The sequence below is a fragment of the Rhizobium sp. LjRoot254 genome, assembly GCF_964254105.1.
Taxonomy (GTDB): Bacteria; Pseudomonadota; Alphaproteobacteria; order Rhizobiales; family Rhizobiaceae; genus Rhizobium_E.
This window is the reverse complement of the sequence record NZ_CAXUSM020000001.1, coordinates 5,531,246-5,546,669: the sequence shown is the minus strand read 5'-3', so window position 1 is coordinate 5,546,669 and position 15,424 is coordinate 5,531,246. Positions and strand designations below refer to the sequence as shown.

Below are 15,424 nucleotides of genomic sequence, written 5' to 3'. Positions count from 1 at the left end.
AACATTTTGCAAAAGCCGCCGCAAGCGAAAATATTTGAAACCTAAAGGTTTATTTTGTTCCCTTCGGAGGACGATTTTATTGATATAATTCAGCCCGATAGTGGACATCCTCGCCGTCGCACGGGCCTCGCCTCAGCTCAGCTACGATACTTGCATTTTCATATTTGCTGTCTTAGCGTTGCCGGCAGGGAGCAGCTACGGCGCGGAGGATCGGCCGTGCGTAGACCCGGGAAAACAAGGGAACACACCATGTCAGCCAACATTCTCAACGATGTCGCGAAAGCGCTTCTTTCCGGTTCCATCAAAGTGGTGGACCTCTCTGCACCGCTCGGACCGGATACGCCGGTGCTGTACCTGCCGCCACAGTTCGGCAAGAACACGCCCAGCGTCAAAGTGCACGAGATTTCGCAATATGATGCCAACGGTCCGTTCTGGGCGTGGAACTGGCTGGAACTCGGTGAGCATACCGGCACCCATTTCGATGCGCCCTGTCATTGGGTCACGGGCAAGGACCTGCCCGACAATACCACGGATACCATCCCGCCACAGGCCTTCGTCGGTCCGGTGAATGTCATCGACCGTTCCAAGGAGTCCGCTGCCAATCCCGACTACCTGCTCACCGTCGAGAGCATCAAGGAATGGGAAGCCGAGCACGGCGCGATCGAGGAGAACAGCTGGGTGGTGATGCGCACCGACTGGTACAAGCGCAACGGCTCGACCGAAACCTTCCTCAATGCCGACGAAAATGGCCCGCATTCGCCTGGGCCGACCGCCGAAGCGATCGAATACCTCGTGTCGAAGAAGATCATGGGCTGGGGCCAGGAAACGATCGGCACCGATGCCGGTTCGGCCGGCGGCATGAACCCGCCTTTCCCCGCGCATAACCTGATGCACAAGGCCGGCCGCTATGGTCTGGCCAGCCTGTGCCATCTCGACCAACTGCCGGCCAAGGGCGCGATCCTGATCGCCGCCCCACTCAAATTCGTCAAGGGCACCGGCTCGCCGATCCGCGCGCTGGCGCTGGTCTCCAAGTAAGACATATGGCCGGCGCGGCACGCCCCGCCGGCCTTTTCATATCCCTAGGGATGGGGCGCCATGAGCAGCTTTGACTATATCGTCGTCGGCAGCGGCATCAACGCATTGGTGGCCGCTGCCCTGCTTGGAAAGAGGGGCAAGAAGGTTCTCGTCCTCGAACGCAACGACCGCATCGGCGGCTGCCTGCGCACCGAGGAAATCACCGAGCCCGGCTTCAAGCACGATGTCATGGCGACGACCATGGTGCTGTTTCTCACCTCGCCGGCCTATGGCGCGCTCGGCAAGGACCTTGAAGCCCGTGGCCTCGAATTCGCCCATGCGGACCTGCCAACCGGCGTGCTGATGCCGGACGGCCGCCACGCCATCCTGTCGAAGAACAGGCAGCGGAACGTTGCCGCCTTCGAAGCGTTGGCAGTGGGCGACGGGCAAGCCTTCTCCCGCGAAATGGACAAGCTGGGCGGCGATGCACCGTTCCTGTTCTCGCTGCTCGGCGGCGCGCTCTGGTCCGGCAGTATTTTCAAGACGGTTCTCAAGGAAGCATGGAAGCGCGGGCCCCGCGGTCTCGCGGCCTGGTTCGGCGATGCGCTGGTCAGCGGCCGCGCCCATCTCGAAACCACCTACAAGTCCGATGTCATGCAGGCGCTGTTCGCGCCCTGGGTGCTGCATTGCGGCCTTGGCCCCGAAAGCGCCTATTCTGGCGAGATGCTGAAGGTCATCGGCTTCGCTATCGAAATGGCAGGCTGCCCAGTGGTGAAGGGTGGTGCGGAGAACCTGCTCAAGGCTTTCGATCGGCTGATCACGGACAATGGTGGCACGATCCGCACCGGCGCGGATGTCGAGGCCATTCTCGAAGGCGCGGGCGGCAAGGCCACCGGCGTCAGCCTCGCCGGCGGTGAAGTGCTGCAAGCGAGCCAGGGAGTCATCGCTTCCGTCACACCAAACCAACTCTATGACCGGCTGCTTAAGACGTCTCCAAAGGCTGCGCCTGACGACGTGAAGGAAGGTCTGCGCACCTATCGCTACGGCAAGGGCAACATGCAAATCCATTACGCCCTGAAGTCGCCGCCGCGCTGGAAGGCCGGGGAAGAACTTTCAAAGGTCGCGCTGCTCCATCTCACGCCCGGTCTCGACGGCGTCTCCCGCGCCGCCAACGAATGCGAACGGGGACTGCTGCCCGATGTCCCCACCATCTGCGTCGGCCAGCCGACCGCCTTCGACCCGAGCCGCGCGCCGGATGGCAAGGCGATCCTCTGGCTACAACTTCCCGAAGCGCCACGCTACATCAAGGGTGATGCGGCCGCCCATCTGCCGATCCCGCAGGACGGCCAATGGACCGAGGAACTCCGCGAGCAGTTCGCCGATCGCGTCGAGCGCATTCTCGAGCGCCATATCGACGGCTGGTCGGAGAATGTCATCGCCCGCAAAGCCTATTCCCCGGCCGATCTCGAACGGATGAACATGAACCTCGTCGGCGGCGATCCCTATGGCGGTTTCTGCGGCGTCGACCAGTTCTTCGTCTGGCGGCCGTTCAAGTCGTCGGTGAACCACCGCACGCATGTGCCCGGCCTCTACCATATCGGTGCCTCGACGCATCCAGGTCCCGGCCTTGGCGGCGGTTCGGGTTTCCTGCTCGCCTCATCCCTGAAATAGAGCAAGAGCATTGGCATGATCGAACGGTTCTCCGGCACAGTGCTCCGGCCCCTCGATGGCCCCGAAGCCAAGCGTCCGACCATGGGCGAGATCGGCCTGAACAACTTCGCGCCCTACCTGATGAACCGGGTGATCTCGCGCTGGAACGCCAATCTCGCCGACGATCTCAAGGCGCTCGACATGACCACGGCCAAGATGCGCGCGCTGGCTATCCTCTCGATCACACCGTCGGTGACGATCAACGAACTCTCCGTCTTCGCCGTGACCGAGCAATCGACGATGAGCCGCACGCTCGATTCCCTCGAGGACCAGGGCTTCATCCGCCGCCAGCCACGACCCGACGACATGCGGGTGCGCGACGTGACCATCACCGAGGACGGTCGCGCCGCTTTCGAAAAGATCTGGCCGACCATGTATGACGATTTCCTCAAGATGTTCCAGGGCATCGAGGAGGAGGAGTACAAGACCTTCGTTGCCGTGCTGCACCGGGTGCTGCAGAATATACGGAAGCATGAGATTTGAGGGGCCGCGCGAGGCCTAAAGCGTCGCCACCGTCTTGAGCGCACCATCCAGCGCGATGCCACCTTCATCGAGTAACGCCGCCTGTTTCAGCCGCCGCAGCCAGTCGGCGCCATCCTCGCGATCCCGCAGCATAGGCAGCGCCGAGAGCACCCGGTCGAATTTCGACAGGCCACGCGAATGCGTGTCCGAATAGCCTTTGACCAGACGACGGGCTGCCAGCACCTCGGTCGCGAGATCGTAATTCTCTGGCAGCAGTTCGGTCGCCGTCGTCAGCCAGGCTTCCATATGTTCCATCTCGCGGGAATGCCGCAGCGTGCCGCGCCGGCGGCTGCGCATCGCCGAGACCAGATAGAGTCCCATGAACCAGAAGAGCGTCGCCGTCCTGACCCGCCTGCCCTTGTTCACCCGTCGGTCGAGGAAGGCGAAAAACTTCGGACTGTTTTCGATCCAGAGACCAAGCCTCTTGGGAAGCGTGCCGCACACCTCCTCCATGCGTGGATGCATGTACTCGGTCATGTAAACGACCTGGTCGTCTTTGGCGCCGACTTCCTTGCGGACGCGCTCGAAGCGCGACTCGCGCACCTTGAGATCGGCGACGCGGATCACGTCGTCATAGGCCATGGCCACGGCGACATATTTCGCCGCCTGCAGCGTGAAGGCAAAGCCCTTGGCCTCGCCGCCATTGGCCCGGTCAAGCACAAGAAGTGCGGAAACACGATCGAGATACTCACCAGCATAGGCGGGATCCTGGAAATCCGTCAGCTTCTTGGCACCGGCATAAAGCATCGCATGGGTTTCCGCCGGAAAGTCCGTGCGGATACGGCCCAGTAGCTGGTCGAGCGCCGGATGACCGGCCGACGATGGCAGCGGATCGAGCCGCTTCACCGGCTTCGCCGAAACCGGATCGCGCGGATTGTTCCTGGCGCGTTCGAAAGCCGCGCCAAATGCCTTGATCGAGGGCTCGATACCCTTGCCGCCGGCACGGATCGTCGCCTCGAAGGCCTCGCGCGCGAAAGGAAGCGCGCCCGAACCCGCCAGCGCGCCGAACATCGAGGCCGAGATCACGCTGCCATTCTTCACCGCAAGTGCTTCCATGTCGAAGGCAATGGTGCGTTTCGCAGCGAAATCCGTGGCATCGACCACCACCTCGGGATTGCCGATACCGTCTCCCGGCGTTTGCTTCTCCGCGACCGCGAACGAGCGGTGGGTGGAGGCGATCAGGGTCGTCTTGTCAGGAGTCACGAGGCCGCGCAGAACCGAGCGGCCGGCTTCCATCAACTCAGCAGCCATGACGACATCGACATCACCAGGCGTCGGCATCAGCGAGAAGATCGGCGCGTGGCCATCCTTCTCCGGCAGCATCTCGATGTAATAGATGGTCGCTCCCGTGCGCTGGGCGACGCCCGGCACCGAGGTCGTCTGGGCCATCCAGCCCTGGGCTTCGGCGAGAGTGACAATCCAGTCGGCCAGCACGCCGCCGCCCTGACCGCCCATGGCGAGCACCGCGATGGCCAGCGGCTTGTCGGTGGACTGACGGACGGGTGCCGCCGTATCGATGGAAACATGTTCGTTCATGGCGCGATCCTCACTCGGCAAACAGCACGCGGCGCGACTGGCGGCGGGCCTGCAGCCAGCCGATCACAGCGCCACGGACCCGGGCCACGAAGCGATCCCAGCCGGTCGGATTGTGGATAATGTCGGCGCGATAGAAGGACGGACAGAGTACGGCGGCTTCCGAGACCTCGCCGCAATTGCCGCAGCCAACACAATTGTTGTCGATTGCCGCGACCGGGTCGTCCTTCAACGGATCGTCGGTATGCTTGACCGAGAGCGACGGGCAGCCGGAAAGGCGGATGCAGGCATGGTCGCCGGTGCAGACGTCCTCGTCGACGCCGAAACGCTCCTTGACCATGCGCTTGCCGTCCTTCACCGCCTTGGCGAACAGCGGCTTCACCCGGCGCTGCTTGTTGAGCATGCATTCGGACGAGGCGACGATGATCTTCGGGCCTTCTTCCTTGGTGGTCAGAGCTTCGCGCAACGTGTCGCGCATCTTGGTGACGTCATAGGTGTGGTCGATCTGGCGCACCCAGGTGGCGCCGACGCCCTTGACCGCATTGACGATCGAATTGTTGGTCTTGCGGCGTGGATTATCGGCGCGCGACGAGAGGATGTCCTGCCCGCCGGTCGCCGCCGAATAGAAATTGTCGACAACGAGGATGACGCCATCCTGCTTGTTGAACACCGCATTGCCGATCGAGGTTGCCAACCCGTTATGCCAGAAGCCGCCGTCGCCCATCACAGAGATCACCCGCTTGTCGGCCTTGACGTTGAACGCCGAGGCCGCCGCCGGCGACAGGCCGTAGCCCATCGTGGTCGAGCCGATGTTGAAGGGTGGCAGGATCGAGAACAGGTGACAGCCGATATCGCCTGACACGTGATGCTGGCCGAGCTCGTTCTCTACCAGCTTCATCGCCGCGAAGATCGGCCGCTCGGGACAGCCGATGCAGAAGCCGGGCGGACGCAGCGGCACGACTTCCGCCAGCGCCTTCACCTTCGGGTCGCTTAGCACATGCGAGGGGTCCGGGATCGGCGGCTGGTTGCCGAGCAGAATGCGCTGATAGGTTTCCAGGAAGCTCTGGATCCCCTTGACGAGCACCGGCGCGGTATATTCGCCGCCCATCGGCAGGACATCCTTGCCCGACAGCTTCGTCTGGATATCGCGACGGCGCAGGAGAGTGTTGAGCGACTGCTCGATATATTCCGGCGCGCCTTCCTCGACCATCAGCACGGCTTGCTTGCCGATGCAGAAATCCGCGATCTCCTCGTCGATCAAGGGATAGGACACGTTCATCACATAGAGAGGCACCGAGGATTCGCCATAGACATCGGCGAGGCCGAGCTGCTGGAGCGCACGCATCACGCCGTTATAGAGCCCGCCCTGGAGGATGATGCCGACAGCCCCCTCGGACGGCCCGAAATATTCGTTGAGCTTGCGCTCGCGGATGAAATTGACGGCGGCGGGCCAGCGCTTCTCCAGCTTCTCCTTTTCGTGCATGAAGGACGCCGGCGGCAACACGATCCGGTTGACGTCGCGCACGGGGTTCTCGAGCGCCTGCCGGAGCGTGAAATCCGGCCGCTTGTTGTCCTTGGCGACGAACTGGCCGTGGACGTGGCAACTGCGGATGCCCACCTGCAGCATGACGGGCGTGTTCGACGCTTCCGATAGCTGGAAGCCCTGCTCGACAATATCGACGATGGACGGCAGGTTCGGGCGCGGCGTCAGAAGCCAGAGCTGCGATTTCATCGCAAAGGCATGGCTCCGTTCCTGCATGATCGAGGAACCTTCGCCATAGTCCTCGCCGATGATGATCATCGCGCCGCCGGTCACCCCGCCCGAGGAAAGGTTCGAGAGCGCGTCCGAGGCGACGTTGGTGCCGGCCGTCGATTTCCAGGTCACGGCACCGCGCACCGGATACATGACCGAAGCGGACAGCATGGCGGCCGCCGCCGCTTCCGAAGCCGATGTCTCGAAGTGGACGCCGAGGTCTTCCATCACGTCCTTTGCGTCCGCCAGCACATCCATCAGGTGCGAAATCGGCGAGCCCTGATAACCGCCGACATAGGAGACGCCCGATTGCAGAAGCGCCTTGGTGATGGCAAGAATGCCCTCGCCACGGAAGATTTCACCGTCACCGAGCTTGAGGTCCTCGACCTCTCTCGCAAATGATCTCTCAGCCACTGCCTGACCTCCCTGACCTCGTTTAGAGGCGTCGTCTCTGAAACATGCAAAATCATATTTCTTCATAAGCGCAATTGTCAAACAACAAATGGCCCCATGTGCTTTACCAATTGAGAGCGGACGCGTTTGGCCCTTCGGGGCGACATTAATATGCGTCAGCATATAATGCGTGCCAAAATCATCGAAACAGGCGAAAGAATCCGCTTGCAAAATTCCAGACGCTTATTTTAAGATTAAAACATTCCGATCAACAAAAATTGACGGCACGAGCAAACGCATTGCGGATGCCGCCGTACAGGGGAACGACGGAGTTCAGACATGATTGATATTACACGCCGCCAGACGCTGGGTCTGGGTGCTGCCGCCTTCCTGACCAGCGTTCTTGCCGGCCGCATGCCGGTGCAGGCCGCGGAGCCCGGCACGCTGACAATCGCCTTCAACGTCAACCTGCCTTCATTCGACCCGACGGTCGGTCCTTCCGCCGTCAACCCGACGATCCAGGCCATCTACCGCTCGATCTTCGACCAGTATGTCGGCCAGGCACCCGATCTCAAGTTCCAGCCGGGACTTCTGACCGCCTGGGGTTGGAACGACGATAAGACCAAAGTGTGGATGGATGTGCGCGAGGGCGTGACCTGGCATGACGGCTCGCCCTTCACCCCGGAAGATGTCGTCTGGTCTCTGGAGCGCGCAGCCAACGAAAAGACCGGCAACCCGATCCAGTTCATCTGGTCCACCGCCGCAAACTACAAGATCGAAGGCAACAAGATCACCGGCGATGTGGTTCGCTTCGAGCCCACATTCTTCATGTGGATGGCGTTCCTGACCGGCTACGTCCTGCCCAAGGCCTATTACGAAAAGGTCGGCGCGGAAGGCTTCGAGAAGAAGCCTGTCGGCACCGGCCCCTATATGGTCGATGCCTACGAAGGCAACGCCTTCCTGCGCCTCAAGGCCAATCCGAACTATTGGGGCGACAAGCCGGCCTTCGAGACCGTGATCTTCAAGTTCGTACCCGATGGCACCAGTCGCGTTGCCGAAATCGAATCCGGCTCCTCGGACATCACGTTGGAAATCTCCTATGAGGACTTCGACCGTCTCAAGGAGAAGGAAGGGCTCGCCGGCGTCGCCACCCCGATTTCCGATATCGGCATGATCTTCCTCAACAATATCGATGTGATGAACGACAAGAATGTCCGTCTTGCTGCAAATCACGCCATCGACAAGAAGGCTATCGTCGAGCGTCTGCTGCGCGGCTACGGCGTGCCGCTCGACACGCTCGAAGCCCCGGAATATTCGGCCTACGATGCGTCGATCAAGGTGCCGTATGATCCGGAACTCGCCAAGAAGCTCCTCGCCGACTCCGGCTTCTCGACCGACAAGCCGGTCAAGTTCAAGATCCAGTCGACGCGCGGCCTGAAGCCGAAGGACTACGAAATGGTCCAGGCGATCGTCGGCATGTGGCGCAAGGTGGGCATCGAGGCCGAGATCGAGGTCTACGAAATCGCCAAGCATTACGAGCTTCGCGCCGCCGACAAGCTCGCCCCGGCCGCCTTCTACAACTGGGGCAATGCGATCGGCGACCCGACGACCTCGACCGGTTTCGCCATGTTCGGACCCTCGCCGCACTCGGTGTGGAACACGGATGATCTCGACGGCATGATTGGCCCGCTCTGGGGCGAGAAGGACGAGGCCAAGCGCATCGCCGGCTGGAAGGCCGTCAGCAAATATATTGCCGAGCAGGGCTATGTGATCCCGCTGCTGCAATATGCCCAGCCGGTCGTCTACAAGTCCGCGCTCAAGGTGACGCCGAATGTGTCGGGCGCGCTACAGCCGACGCTCGTCTCCAAGACATGACAGCCTCCGGACCGGGTCGCCAAGACCCGGTCCTCCCTTTATCTCTCGCTGGCTTGCCCGGTTGGATGCGCTCGGATAGCTTTCAAGCCCCGGCTGCGTAAGGCACCTTTTTATGCCCGCTCTTGCACTCTCCATTCTCAGTCGTCTTGGCCTTGCGGCAATCACTCTGCTCGGGGTCGGCGTCGTGGTCTTCGTGCTCCTGCGCGTCGTGCCGGGTGATCCGATCGCGATGATGATTTCGCCCGGCTCGACGCCCGAGCAGATTGCGCAGATGCGCGCGAACTACGGCCTCGACGGCTCGATCCTGTCGCAGTTCTGGATCTGGCTGAAGGCGATCCTCGCCGGCGACTTCGGCACATCCATTTCGCTCCGGCGCAGCGTACTGGAACTGCTCGGCGAACGCCTGCCGGCCACGCTCGAACTCGCTGCCGCGGCCCTCGTCTTCGCGATTGTCGTGGGCGGCGCCGTCGCGATAGCGGGCACGCTGGTCCGCCGTACTTTCCTCGAACCTATCGTGGATACCGTCAATGGCACGGTGCTCGCCGTACCCGACTTCGTGTGGGCGCTGGCGCTCGTCCTCGTGTTCGGCGTGTTCTTTCCGATCTTGCCCTTGTCGGGCCGCATCGATCCGAGCGTGCAGAATGATTTCGCCACGCCATTCTACCTGCTCGAAAGCCTCGCCACGTTACGCTTCACCGAATTCGCCGACATTGCCTCGCACATGATCATGCCGGTTCTGGCGCTCGGCCTCCCACTCGCGGCGATCATCGCCCGCGTGCTCAAGGAAGCGCTGCTCGAAGCGATGGTGCAGGACTATATCCTGCTCGCCAAGCTCAAGGGTAAATCGACGCTGCGCCTGATCCTGCAGGAGGCGCTGCGCAACGCCGTCGGCCCAACCATCGCGCTGACCGGCGTGCAGTTCACCTTCCTGATCGGCGGCACCGTCATTGTCGAGCGCATCTTCGCCTATCCCGGCATCGGCAACATGGCCATCGATGCCGTGATCAATCGCGACCTGCCGCTCATCCAGGGTTTGGTTCTGGTGTTCGGCGCGCTGTTCATACTCATCAACTTGGGCGTCGACCTGCTTGTGGCTGCCTTCAATCCCAGGCTCCGCCATGCGTAAGTCGCTCCTCGCCATGCTGGCTGAACCGAAGGTCGTCATCGCAGGCGGGTTCATCCTGCTGCTGATCCTGATGGCGCTTTTCGCGCCCTGGATCGCCCCGAAGGACCCGCTCGAACAGGACCTGATGCTGGGCACGCTGCCGCCCGCTAACTACAGCGGCGCCGAGCCGGGCTACTGGTTCGGCACCGACGATCTCGGCCGCGACGTGCTCTCACGCCTGATCCACGGCACTCGGATCGCATTGATCGTCGCCTTCGTGGCCGCCGGGCTTGCCGCGCTGGTCGGTACCACATTGGGCCTGCTCGCCGGATGGTATCGCGGCTGGGTCGATGTGGTGATCTCGCGGCTGGTCGATATCTGGATGGCCTTTCCGCCGGTGCTGCTGTCGATCCTGCTGGTGGCCGTGCTCGGCTCGGGCGTGCATTCGGTGATCGCGGCGATCGTCATCATCGACTGGACGCGCTTCTGTCGCGTCGTACGCTCGGAAACCATGGCGCAGGCGCAGAACGACTATGTCACCGCGGCCCGCACCATCGGCTTTTCGCGCTTCCGCATCCTGATCAGCGAAATCCTGCCGAATGTCGCGCCAGTGCTCGTGGCACTCGTCAGTCTCGAAATGGGCATCGCAGTCATCGTCGAGGCGATCCTGTCCTTTGTCGGCCTATCGGTCTCGTCGGATACGCCGACCTGGGGCGGCATGATCGCCCAGGGCCGCGCGATCATTTACCAGGGCTGGTGGGTGCTGATGGCGCCGCTCGCCATGCTCTTCCTCACCGTTCTCGCCTTCAACCAGCTCGGCGACGGATTGCGCCGGGCGCTCGACCCGATGATGCGCCGATGATCGAGCCTCTTCTTTCCATCACCGGCCTGTGTGCGGTTTCCGACCGCGAGAAGGGTGCGCCCATCCTGCGCGATGTCGGGCTGACGCTGGAGCGCGGCGAAGTGCGCGGCCTCGTCGGCGAGAGCGGGGCAGGCAAGTCGACCATCGCCAAGGCGCTGCTCGGCATCCTGCCGCGAACCGTACGCGTGACATCGGGCGCGATCCGCTTCGAGGGCAAGAACCTGCTCACGCTGCCGCAACGCGAATTGCGCAACATCATGGGCAGCGAGATCTCGCTGATACCGCAGGATCCCCAGACCGCGCTCAATCCCGGCCGCAGGATCGAGGCACAACTGACGGATGGCCTGAGGATGCGCCGTGGCCTCTCCGCCCGAGAAGCGCATGTAAAGGCATTGAAGCTGCTCGAGGAGGTCCATATCCGTGACCCCGAACGCGTCCTGCGCGCATATCCGCATGAGCTCTCCGGCGGTATGCGCCAGCGCGTGCTGATTGCCGCCGCCTTCGCACTGGAGCCGAAGCTGGTGGTGGCGGACGAGCCGACGACGGCGCTCGATGTGACGGTGCAGAAACAAATCCTGCGCTTGATCCGCGGCATGCAGCAGGCGTATGGCACCGGTGTGATCTTCGTAACCCACGATCTCGGTGTCGTCGCCCAGATCTGCGACAGCGTCACATTGCTCTATGCCGGCAAGGTGATCGAGGAGGGCCGCACGGCGGATGTGCTGAGCGCACCGCGCCACAATTACACCAAGGCGCTGATCGCGGCCGGGCCGCGCTATGATCGGCCAGACGCCGGGCTGGAGCCGGTGCCGCAGGCGGTGTTCGAACAACTTCGCGCCGAGATCGGGATCACGTGATGGCTGGGCATCTGCTTGTCGCAAAAGGTCTGGAAGTTAGCTATGGCGGTGGCGGCCTGTTCGGCGGCACGGGTCACAAGGTGCTGCACGGCGTCGATGTTTCGATCAAGCGCGGGGAGACCGTCGGCATTGTCGGCGAATCCGGTTCGGGCAAGACGACGCTCGGCCGCGCGCTCCTGAGGTTGGTCGATGTCTCGGCCGGAGAAATCCTCTTCGATGACACGGAAATTACGCATCTCCCCGACAATCGCATGCGACCGCTGAGGCGGCGCATGCAGATGATCTTCCAGGACCCGATGGCCTCGCTTAACCCGCGCCATTCGGTGCGGCGTATCCTCGTCGAGCCGTTGCTGCTCCATGGTCTTACTCGGAATGCCGCCGATGCGGAGGCGCGCGTCAGGCGCATGCTCGACCGCTTCGCCCTACCTGATGTAGTGCTCGACCGCAATCCGCATGAACTCTCGGGCGGCCAGCGCCAGCGGATCGGCATCGCCCGCGCCGCACTCTTGGAGCCGGACTTCGTGCTGGCCGATGAAATCGTTTCGGGACTGGATGTCTCGACCCAGGCGCAGGTGCTCAACCTGCTCAAGGACCTCAGTCGCGATCTCGGCCTTGCCATGGCCTTCATCAGCCACGATCTCTCGGTCATCCGTGCGATCTGCGATCGCGTCTATGTGATGCGCTTCGGCAAGGTGGTCGAGGAAGGCCCATGCGATCAGGTCTTCGCCGCGCCGAAATCGAGCTATACTCGCGCTCTGCTCGACGCGATCCCGCTCCCTGAGATCGATCCGGACTGGCTGGGCCGCGAGACGTTGGTCGAAGAGATCCAGTAAGCCACTTGCCTATTGAACGCCGACCGCATCCAATTGCTTCTGCATCAAGGCAACCACAGCGTCGATATCGCCGTAACCTGGACGACCTGTGCGCAGCATCAGCACGAGCGAAACGTGCCGGCTGTCTTCGCAATTGATGAAGAGCGTCTCCTCAACGGTCTCACCCGTGACGCCGAAACGCGTCGTCTGCACATGTGGATACTGCCGCTCCGACATGATGCCTTTCGCCACGTCGATGCATTGATCGAACGACTTGTCGGTCGTGAGCCATGAATAGGCGAATGCGGGGCCAGCCATCGCCTGCGATGCAAACAGGCAGGTTCCGCCGACTGCGCCCAGGAGCATGCCGATTGAAATTCTCATTTCGCTTTCTCCAAATAGCGGCGGTTGGTTCACGCCCGTTTGGATAGCGAAACGGCTGCACGGCTTTGTCTATTCGATGCAATCGGGAAAACGACGCGGACGTCACATTCGTCGCCTGAGCGTTTCAAACGGTGTTTCGCCATAACGCTCGCGATAGGCCGCGGCGGCGCGGCCGAGATGACCGAACCCGGCGACGAAGGCAGCGGCGGAAACTGAAGGCATACCATCCCGTGCGACCAGTGCCGCCCGGAACCGCTCGAGCCGCAGCGAAAGCAGCCCTTCGCCCAGCGTCACCCCTCGCGACTTGCGATAAGCATCCTGAAGCGAACGCAGCGAAACGCCGGATGCGGCGGCGATCTCAGCCATCGAGATCGCCCACTCGGCATTGGCGGCCATGAAATCCTGCGCCCGCCGTACCGCGACCGGACCCGCCGATGGGGCGGGCCGCTGGAATGCCGATGCGACACTGCTGGCAAGACTGGAAAGCAGGAGCGTGGTCAACCCGTCCCTGAGCAGCATGCGGTAGGCGTCGGGCATGCCGCCGGCCGCCTCCGCGGCGCCGAGCATCAATTGCGCGTGCTGCCAGATGGCGCTGCCGGCCGGGCCGGTGAGATCGACGCCCGTGTCGAACTCGATCGTCCGCATTCTTTCATGTGTGAGGACCTCGAACTGGGTCTCGACGGCCTCGCGCCGGAGAAGGACAATGAGCTTCTCGCAGCCTTCGTTCCATGTCATGCGCGTGCCGAGCGTCGGCGACAGGATCGAGCCCCGCACGCACGCCTCGACATCGGTAGCAACGGTGCCGCATCGCACTTTCGCGCTACCCCTGATCGGCAATTGCAACAGGAAGAAACGGGAGAGCTCGCCGGGATCGATCTCGACCGTCGAGCCATAAGCGACGAAGTTTACCGAATAGTCGATCTGCTGTACCGTATGGTGGCGGGCATGAAATGACCCGGCCGAAGGGCCGACAGGATTGAGGAAGTGCGGGCAAAAGATCCGGCCGATCGCCTCCCGCGCATCGTCGGGCGCGCGCGTATCGACGGCGGCAAAACGGGAGAGCGGCGTGTCTTCTCGCACCATCGGCTTTCTCCAGCCCGGATAGCAGGGCGGCCACTGACGATTCCTAAACGGCTTGCCGGATCTGGATATTCGTCTGCGCGATCCGGATTGTCCTCCATGCCGGACCGGCGGATCATGACGATACTTTAGATTTAAAGTGAATGAAAGTCCCGGACTATCCGCTCGCCCTGACATGAGGAGTAAGGCGCCATGGACAAGGACACGTTCCGCGCAGCGATGCGCCAGGTCGCCGGCGCCGTCACCGTCGTGACCACGCGCGGCCTGAACGGAGAACCGCGCGGCGTCACTGCGACCGCGGTCTGCTCGCTGACAGTCGAGCCGCCCTCGGTGGTCGCCTGCATCAACCGCGACACCTGGGTCGGACAGATCGCCCCGGAGAGCGGCAATTTCTGCGTCAACGTTCTGACCCGGGCGCAACAGCCCGTCGCCGAGACCTTCGCTGGCCGCACCACGCTTGCAGGCGCGGAAAGATTTACGGTGGGCGACTGGCAGGATGCCGATACCGGCGCGCCCGTTCTCGATGGCGCGATCGCCAGTTTCGACTGCGACCTCGAACAGGCGGTCGATTTCGCCACCCATGTGATCCTGATCGGCCGCGTCCGCAAGACGGTCAGCGACACCAGCGGCGCCGAGCCGCTCGTCTATGTCGGCGGCGGCTTCACCACGACGCAGCCGGCGAGTTGATCCAAAAAACAATATCCAAGAACTGGAATGGGGAACTTCATGCGTGGATTGAACGGAAAGACAGCCATCATCTCGGGTGGCGCCACCCTGATCGGCCAGGCGGTTGCGGCAACGCTCATCGGCTATGGCGCCAAGACCGTCATCGCCGACATCAACGAGGCGGACGGCGCGGCAGCGGCTGAAAAGCTTGGGGACAATGCCAGCTTCATCCGCACCGACATTACCAGCGACGACGAGATCGCCGCGCTGGTCGCCAAGACCGTCGAAACGACCGGCCGGCTCGATTTCCTCGTCAACGTCGCCTGCACCTATCTCGACAACGGCGTCGAAACCAACCGCTCCGACTGGCTGAAGGCGCTTGACGTCAACATCGTCGGCTCGGTGATGCTGATGCAGGCCGCCCATCCTCATCTCAAGGCCAACAAGGGGGCGATCGTCAATTTCGGCTCGATCTCATCGCGCGTCGCCCAGACGGGCCGCTGGGTCTATCCGGTGTCGAAAGCGGCGATCCTGCAACTAACCCGCAACCAGGCCATGGACCTTGCGCCCGATGGCATTCGCGTCAACGCCGTCTCCCCGGGCTGGACCTGGAGCAACATCATGGTCCAGCTCACCAACGACAACCGCGAGAAGACCGACAAGGTCGCGGCTCCTTTCCATCTCCTAGGCCGCACCGGCGATCCCGAGGAAGTCGGCGAGGCCGTCGCCTTCCTCCTCTCCGACAATGCGAGCTTCATCACCGGCACCGATATCCGGGTCGACGGCGGCTACACCGCCATGGGTCCCGAACAGAACGTGCCGGCGATCCCGAAGCTCATGGAATGAATGAGTGGCATT

The 15,424-nt window shown here is 62.5% G+C and carries 14 protein-coding genes; 10 read left to right on the top strand and 4 right to left on the bottom strand.

Going from position 1 to position 15,424, the window contains the following annotated elements; genetic code table 11:
• The first annotated feature begins 249 nt into the window (after window positions 1–249).
• Genes ACSQ26_RS27420 through ACSQ26_RS27410 form a run of 3 tightly spaced genes read left to right on the top strand, consistent with a single transcriptional unit; the run spans window position 250 to window position 3,207 of the window.
• A complete protein-coding gene (locus tag ACSQ26_RS27420; protein WP_436014590.1) occupies window positions 250–1,035 on the top strand; it encodes a cyclase family protein in 786 nt (261 codons plus the stop codon).
• 60 nt (window positions 1,036–1,095) lie between these two features.
• Entirely contained in the window at window positions 1,096–2,685 is a 1,590-nt protein-coding gene (locus tag ACSQ26_RS27415; RefSeq protein WP_436014588.1) for a phytoene desaturase family protein, read from the top strand.
• A gap of 15 nt (window positions 2,686–2,700) precedes the next feature.
• On the top strand, window positions 2,701–3,207 hold the full coding sequence (locus tag ACSQ26_RS27410; protein WP_436014586.1) for a MarR family winged helix-turn-helix transcriptional regulator: 507 nt from the start codon (window positions 2,701–2,703) through the stop codon (window positions 3,205–3,207).
• A gap of 15 nt (window positions 3,208–3,222) precedes the next feature.
• Here the strand turns inward: ACSQ26_RS27410 and ACSQ26_RS27405 are convergent, their stop codons facing one another.
• The gene (locus ACSQ26_RS27405) at window positions 3,223–4,782 is read right to left on the bottom strand and encodes an indolepyruvate oxidoreductase subunit beta family protein (protein WP_436014584.1); all 1,560 of its coding nucleotides are present in this window, start codon (window positions 4,780–4,782) and stop codon (window positions 3,223–3,225) included.
• A gap of 10 nt (window positions 4,783–4,792) precedes the next feature.
• Complete coding sequence (locus ACSQ26_RS27400) at window positions 4,793–6,946, bottom strand: thiamine pyrophosphate-dependent enzyme (protein WP_436014582.1); 2,154 nt, start codon at window positions 6,944–6,946, stop codon at window positions 4,793–4,795.
• A gap of 318 nt (window positions 6,947–7,264) precedes the next feature.
• On the opposite strand from ACSQ26_RS27400, the gene ACSQ26_RS27395 reads away from it, so the two are divergent.
• From ACSQ26_RS27395 to ACSQ26_RS27375, 5 genes are all read left to right on the top strand, one after another.
• Entirely contained in the window at window positions 7,265–8,800 is a 1,536-nt protein-coding gene (locus ACSQ26_RS27395; RefSeq protein WP_436014580.1) for an ABC transporter substrate-binding protein, read from the top strand.
• Window positions 8,801–8,912: 112 nt separating this feature from the next.
• A complete protein-coding gene (locus ACSQ26_RS27390; protein WP_436014578.1) occupies window positions 8,913–9,926 on the top strand; it encodes an ABC transporter permease in 1,014 nt (337 codons plus the stop codon).
• Complete coding sequence (locus ACSQ26_RS27385; protein WP_436014576.1) at window positions 9,919–10,767, top strand: ABC transporter permease; 849 nt, start codon at window positions 9,919–9,921, stop codon at window positions 10,765–10,767. The genes ACSQ26_RS27390 and ACSQ26_RS27385 overlap by 8 nt, the downstream gene beginning before the upstream one ends.
• A complete protein-coding gene (locus tag ACSQ26_RS27380) occupies window positions 10,764–11,624 on the top strand; it encodes an ABC transporter ATP-binding protein (protein WP_436014574.1) in 861 nt (286 codons plus the stop codon). The genes ACSQ26_RS27385 and ACSQ26_RS27380 overlap by 4 nt, the downstream gene beginning before the upstream one ends.
• Window positions 11,624–12,457, top strand: coding sequence for an ATP-binding cassette domain-containing protein (locus ACSQ26_RS27375; RefSeq protein WP_436014572.1), 834 nt, complete (start codon window positions 11,624–11,626; stop codon window positions 12,455–12,457). The genes ACSQ26_RS27380 and ACSQ26_RS27375 overlap by 1 nt, the downstream gene beginning before the upstream one ends.
• 9 nt (window positions 12,458–12,466) lie before the next feature.
• On the opposite strand, the gene ACSQ26_RS27370 is transcribed toward ACSQ26_RS27375, so the two are convergent.
• Both ACSQ26_RS27370 and ACSQ26_RS27365 read right to left on the bottom strand, forming a co-directional pair.
• On the bottom strand, window positions 12,467–12,820 hold the full coding sequence (locus ACSQ26_RS27370) for a hypothetical protein (protein ID WP_436014570.1): 354 nt from the start codon (window positions 12,818–12,820) through the stop codon (window positions 12,467–12,469).
• 102 nt (window positions 12,821–12,922) lie between these two features.
• On the bottom strand, window positions 12,923–13,903 hold the full coding sequence (locus tag ACSQ26_RS27365) for an AraC family transcriptional regulator (RefSeq protein WP_436014568.1): 981 nt from the start codon (window positions 13,901–13,903) through the stop codon (window positions 12,923–12,925).
• Window positions 13,904–14,092: 189 nt separating this feature from the next.
• Here ACSQ26_RS27365 and ACSQ26_RS27360 point away from each other — a divergent pair, with 189 nt between their 5' ends.
• Both ACSQ26_RS27360 and ACSQ26_RS27355 read left to right on the top strand, forming a co-directional pair.
• Window positions 14,093–14,587, top strand: a complete 495-nt coding sequence (locus ACSQ26_RS27360; protein WP_258158703.1) for a flavin reductase family protein — start codon at window positions 14,093–14,095, stop codon at window positions 14,585–14,587.
• 39 nt (window positions 14,588–14,626) lie between these two features.
• The gene (locus ACSQ26_RS27355; protein ID WP_436014566.1) at window positions 14,627–15,412 is read left to right on the top strand and encodes an SDR family oxidoreductase; all 786 of its coding nucleotides are present in this window, start codon (window positions 14,627–14,629) and stop codon (window positions 15,410–15,412) included.
• The last annotated feature ends 12 nt before the right edge of the window (window positions 15,413–15,424 follow it).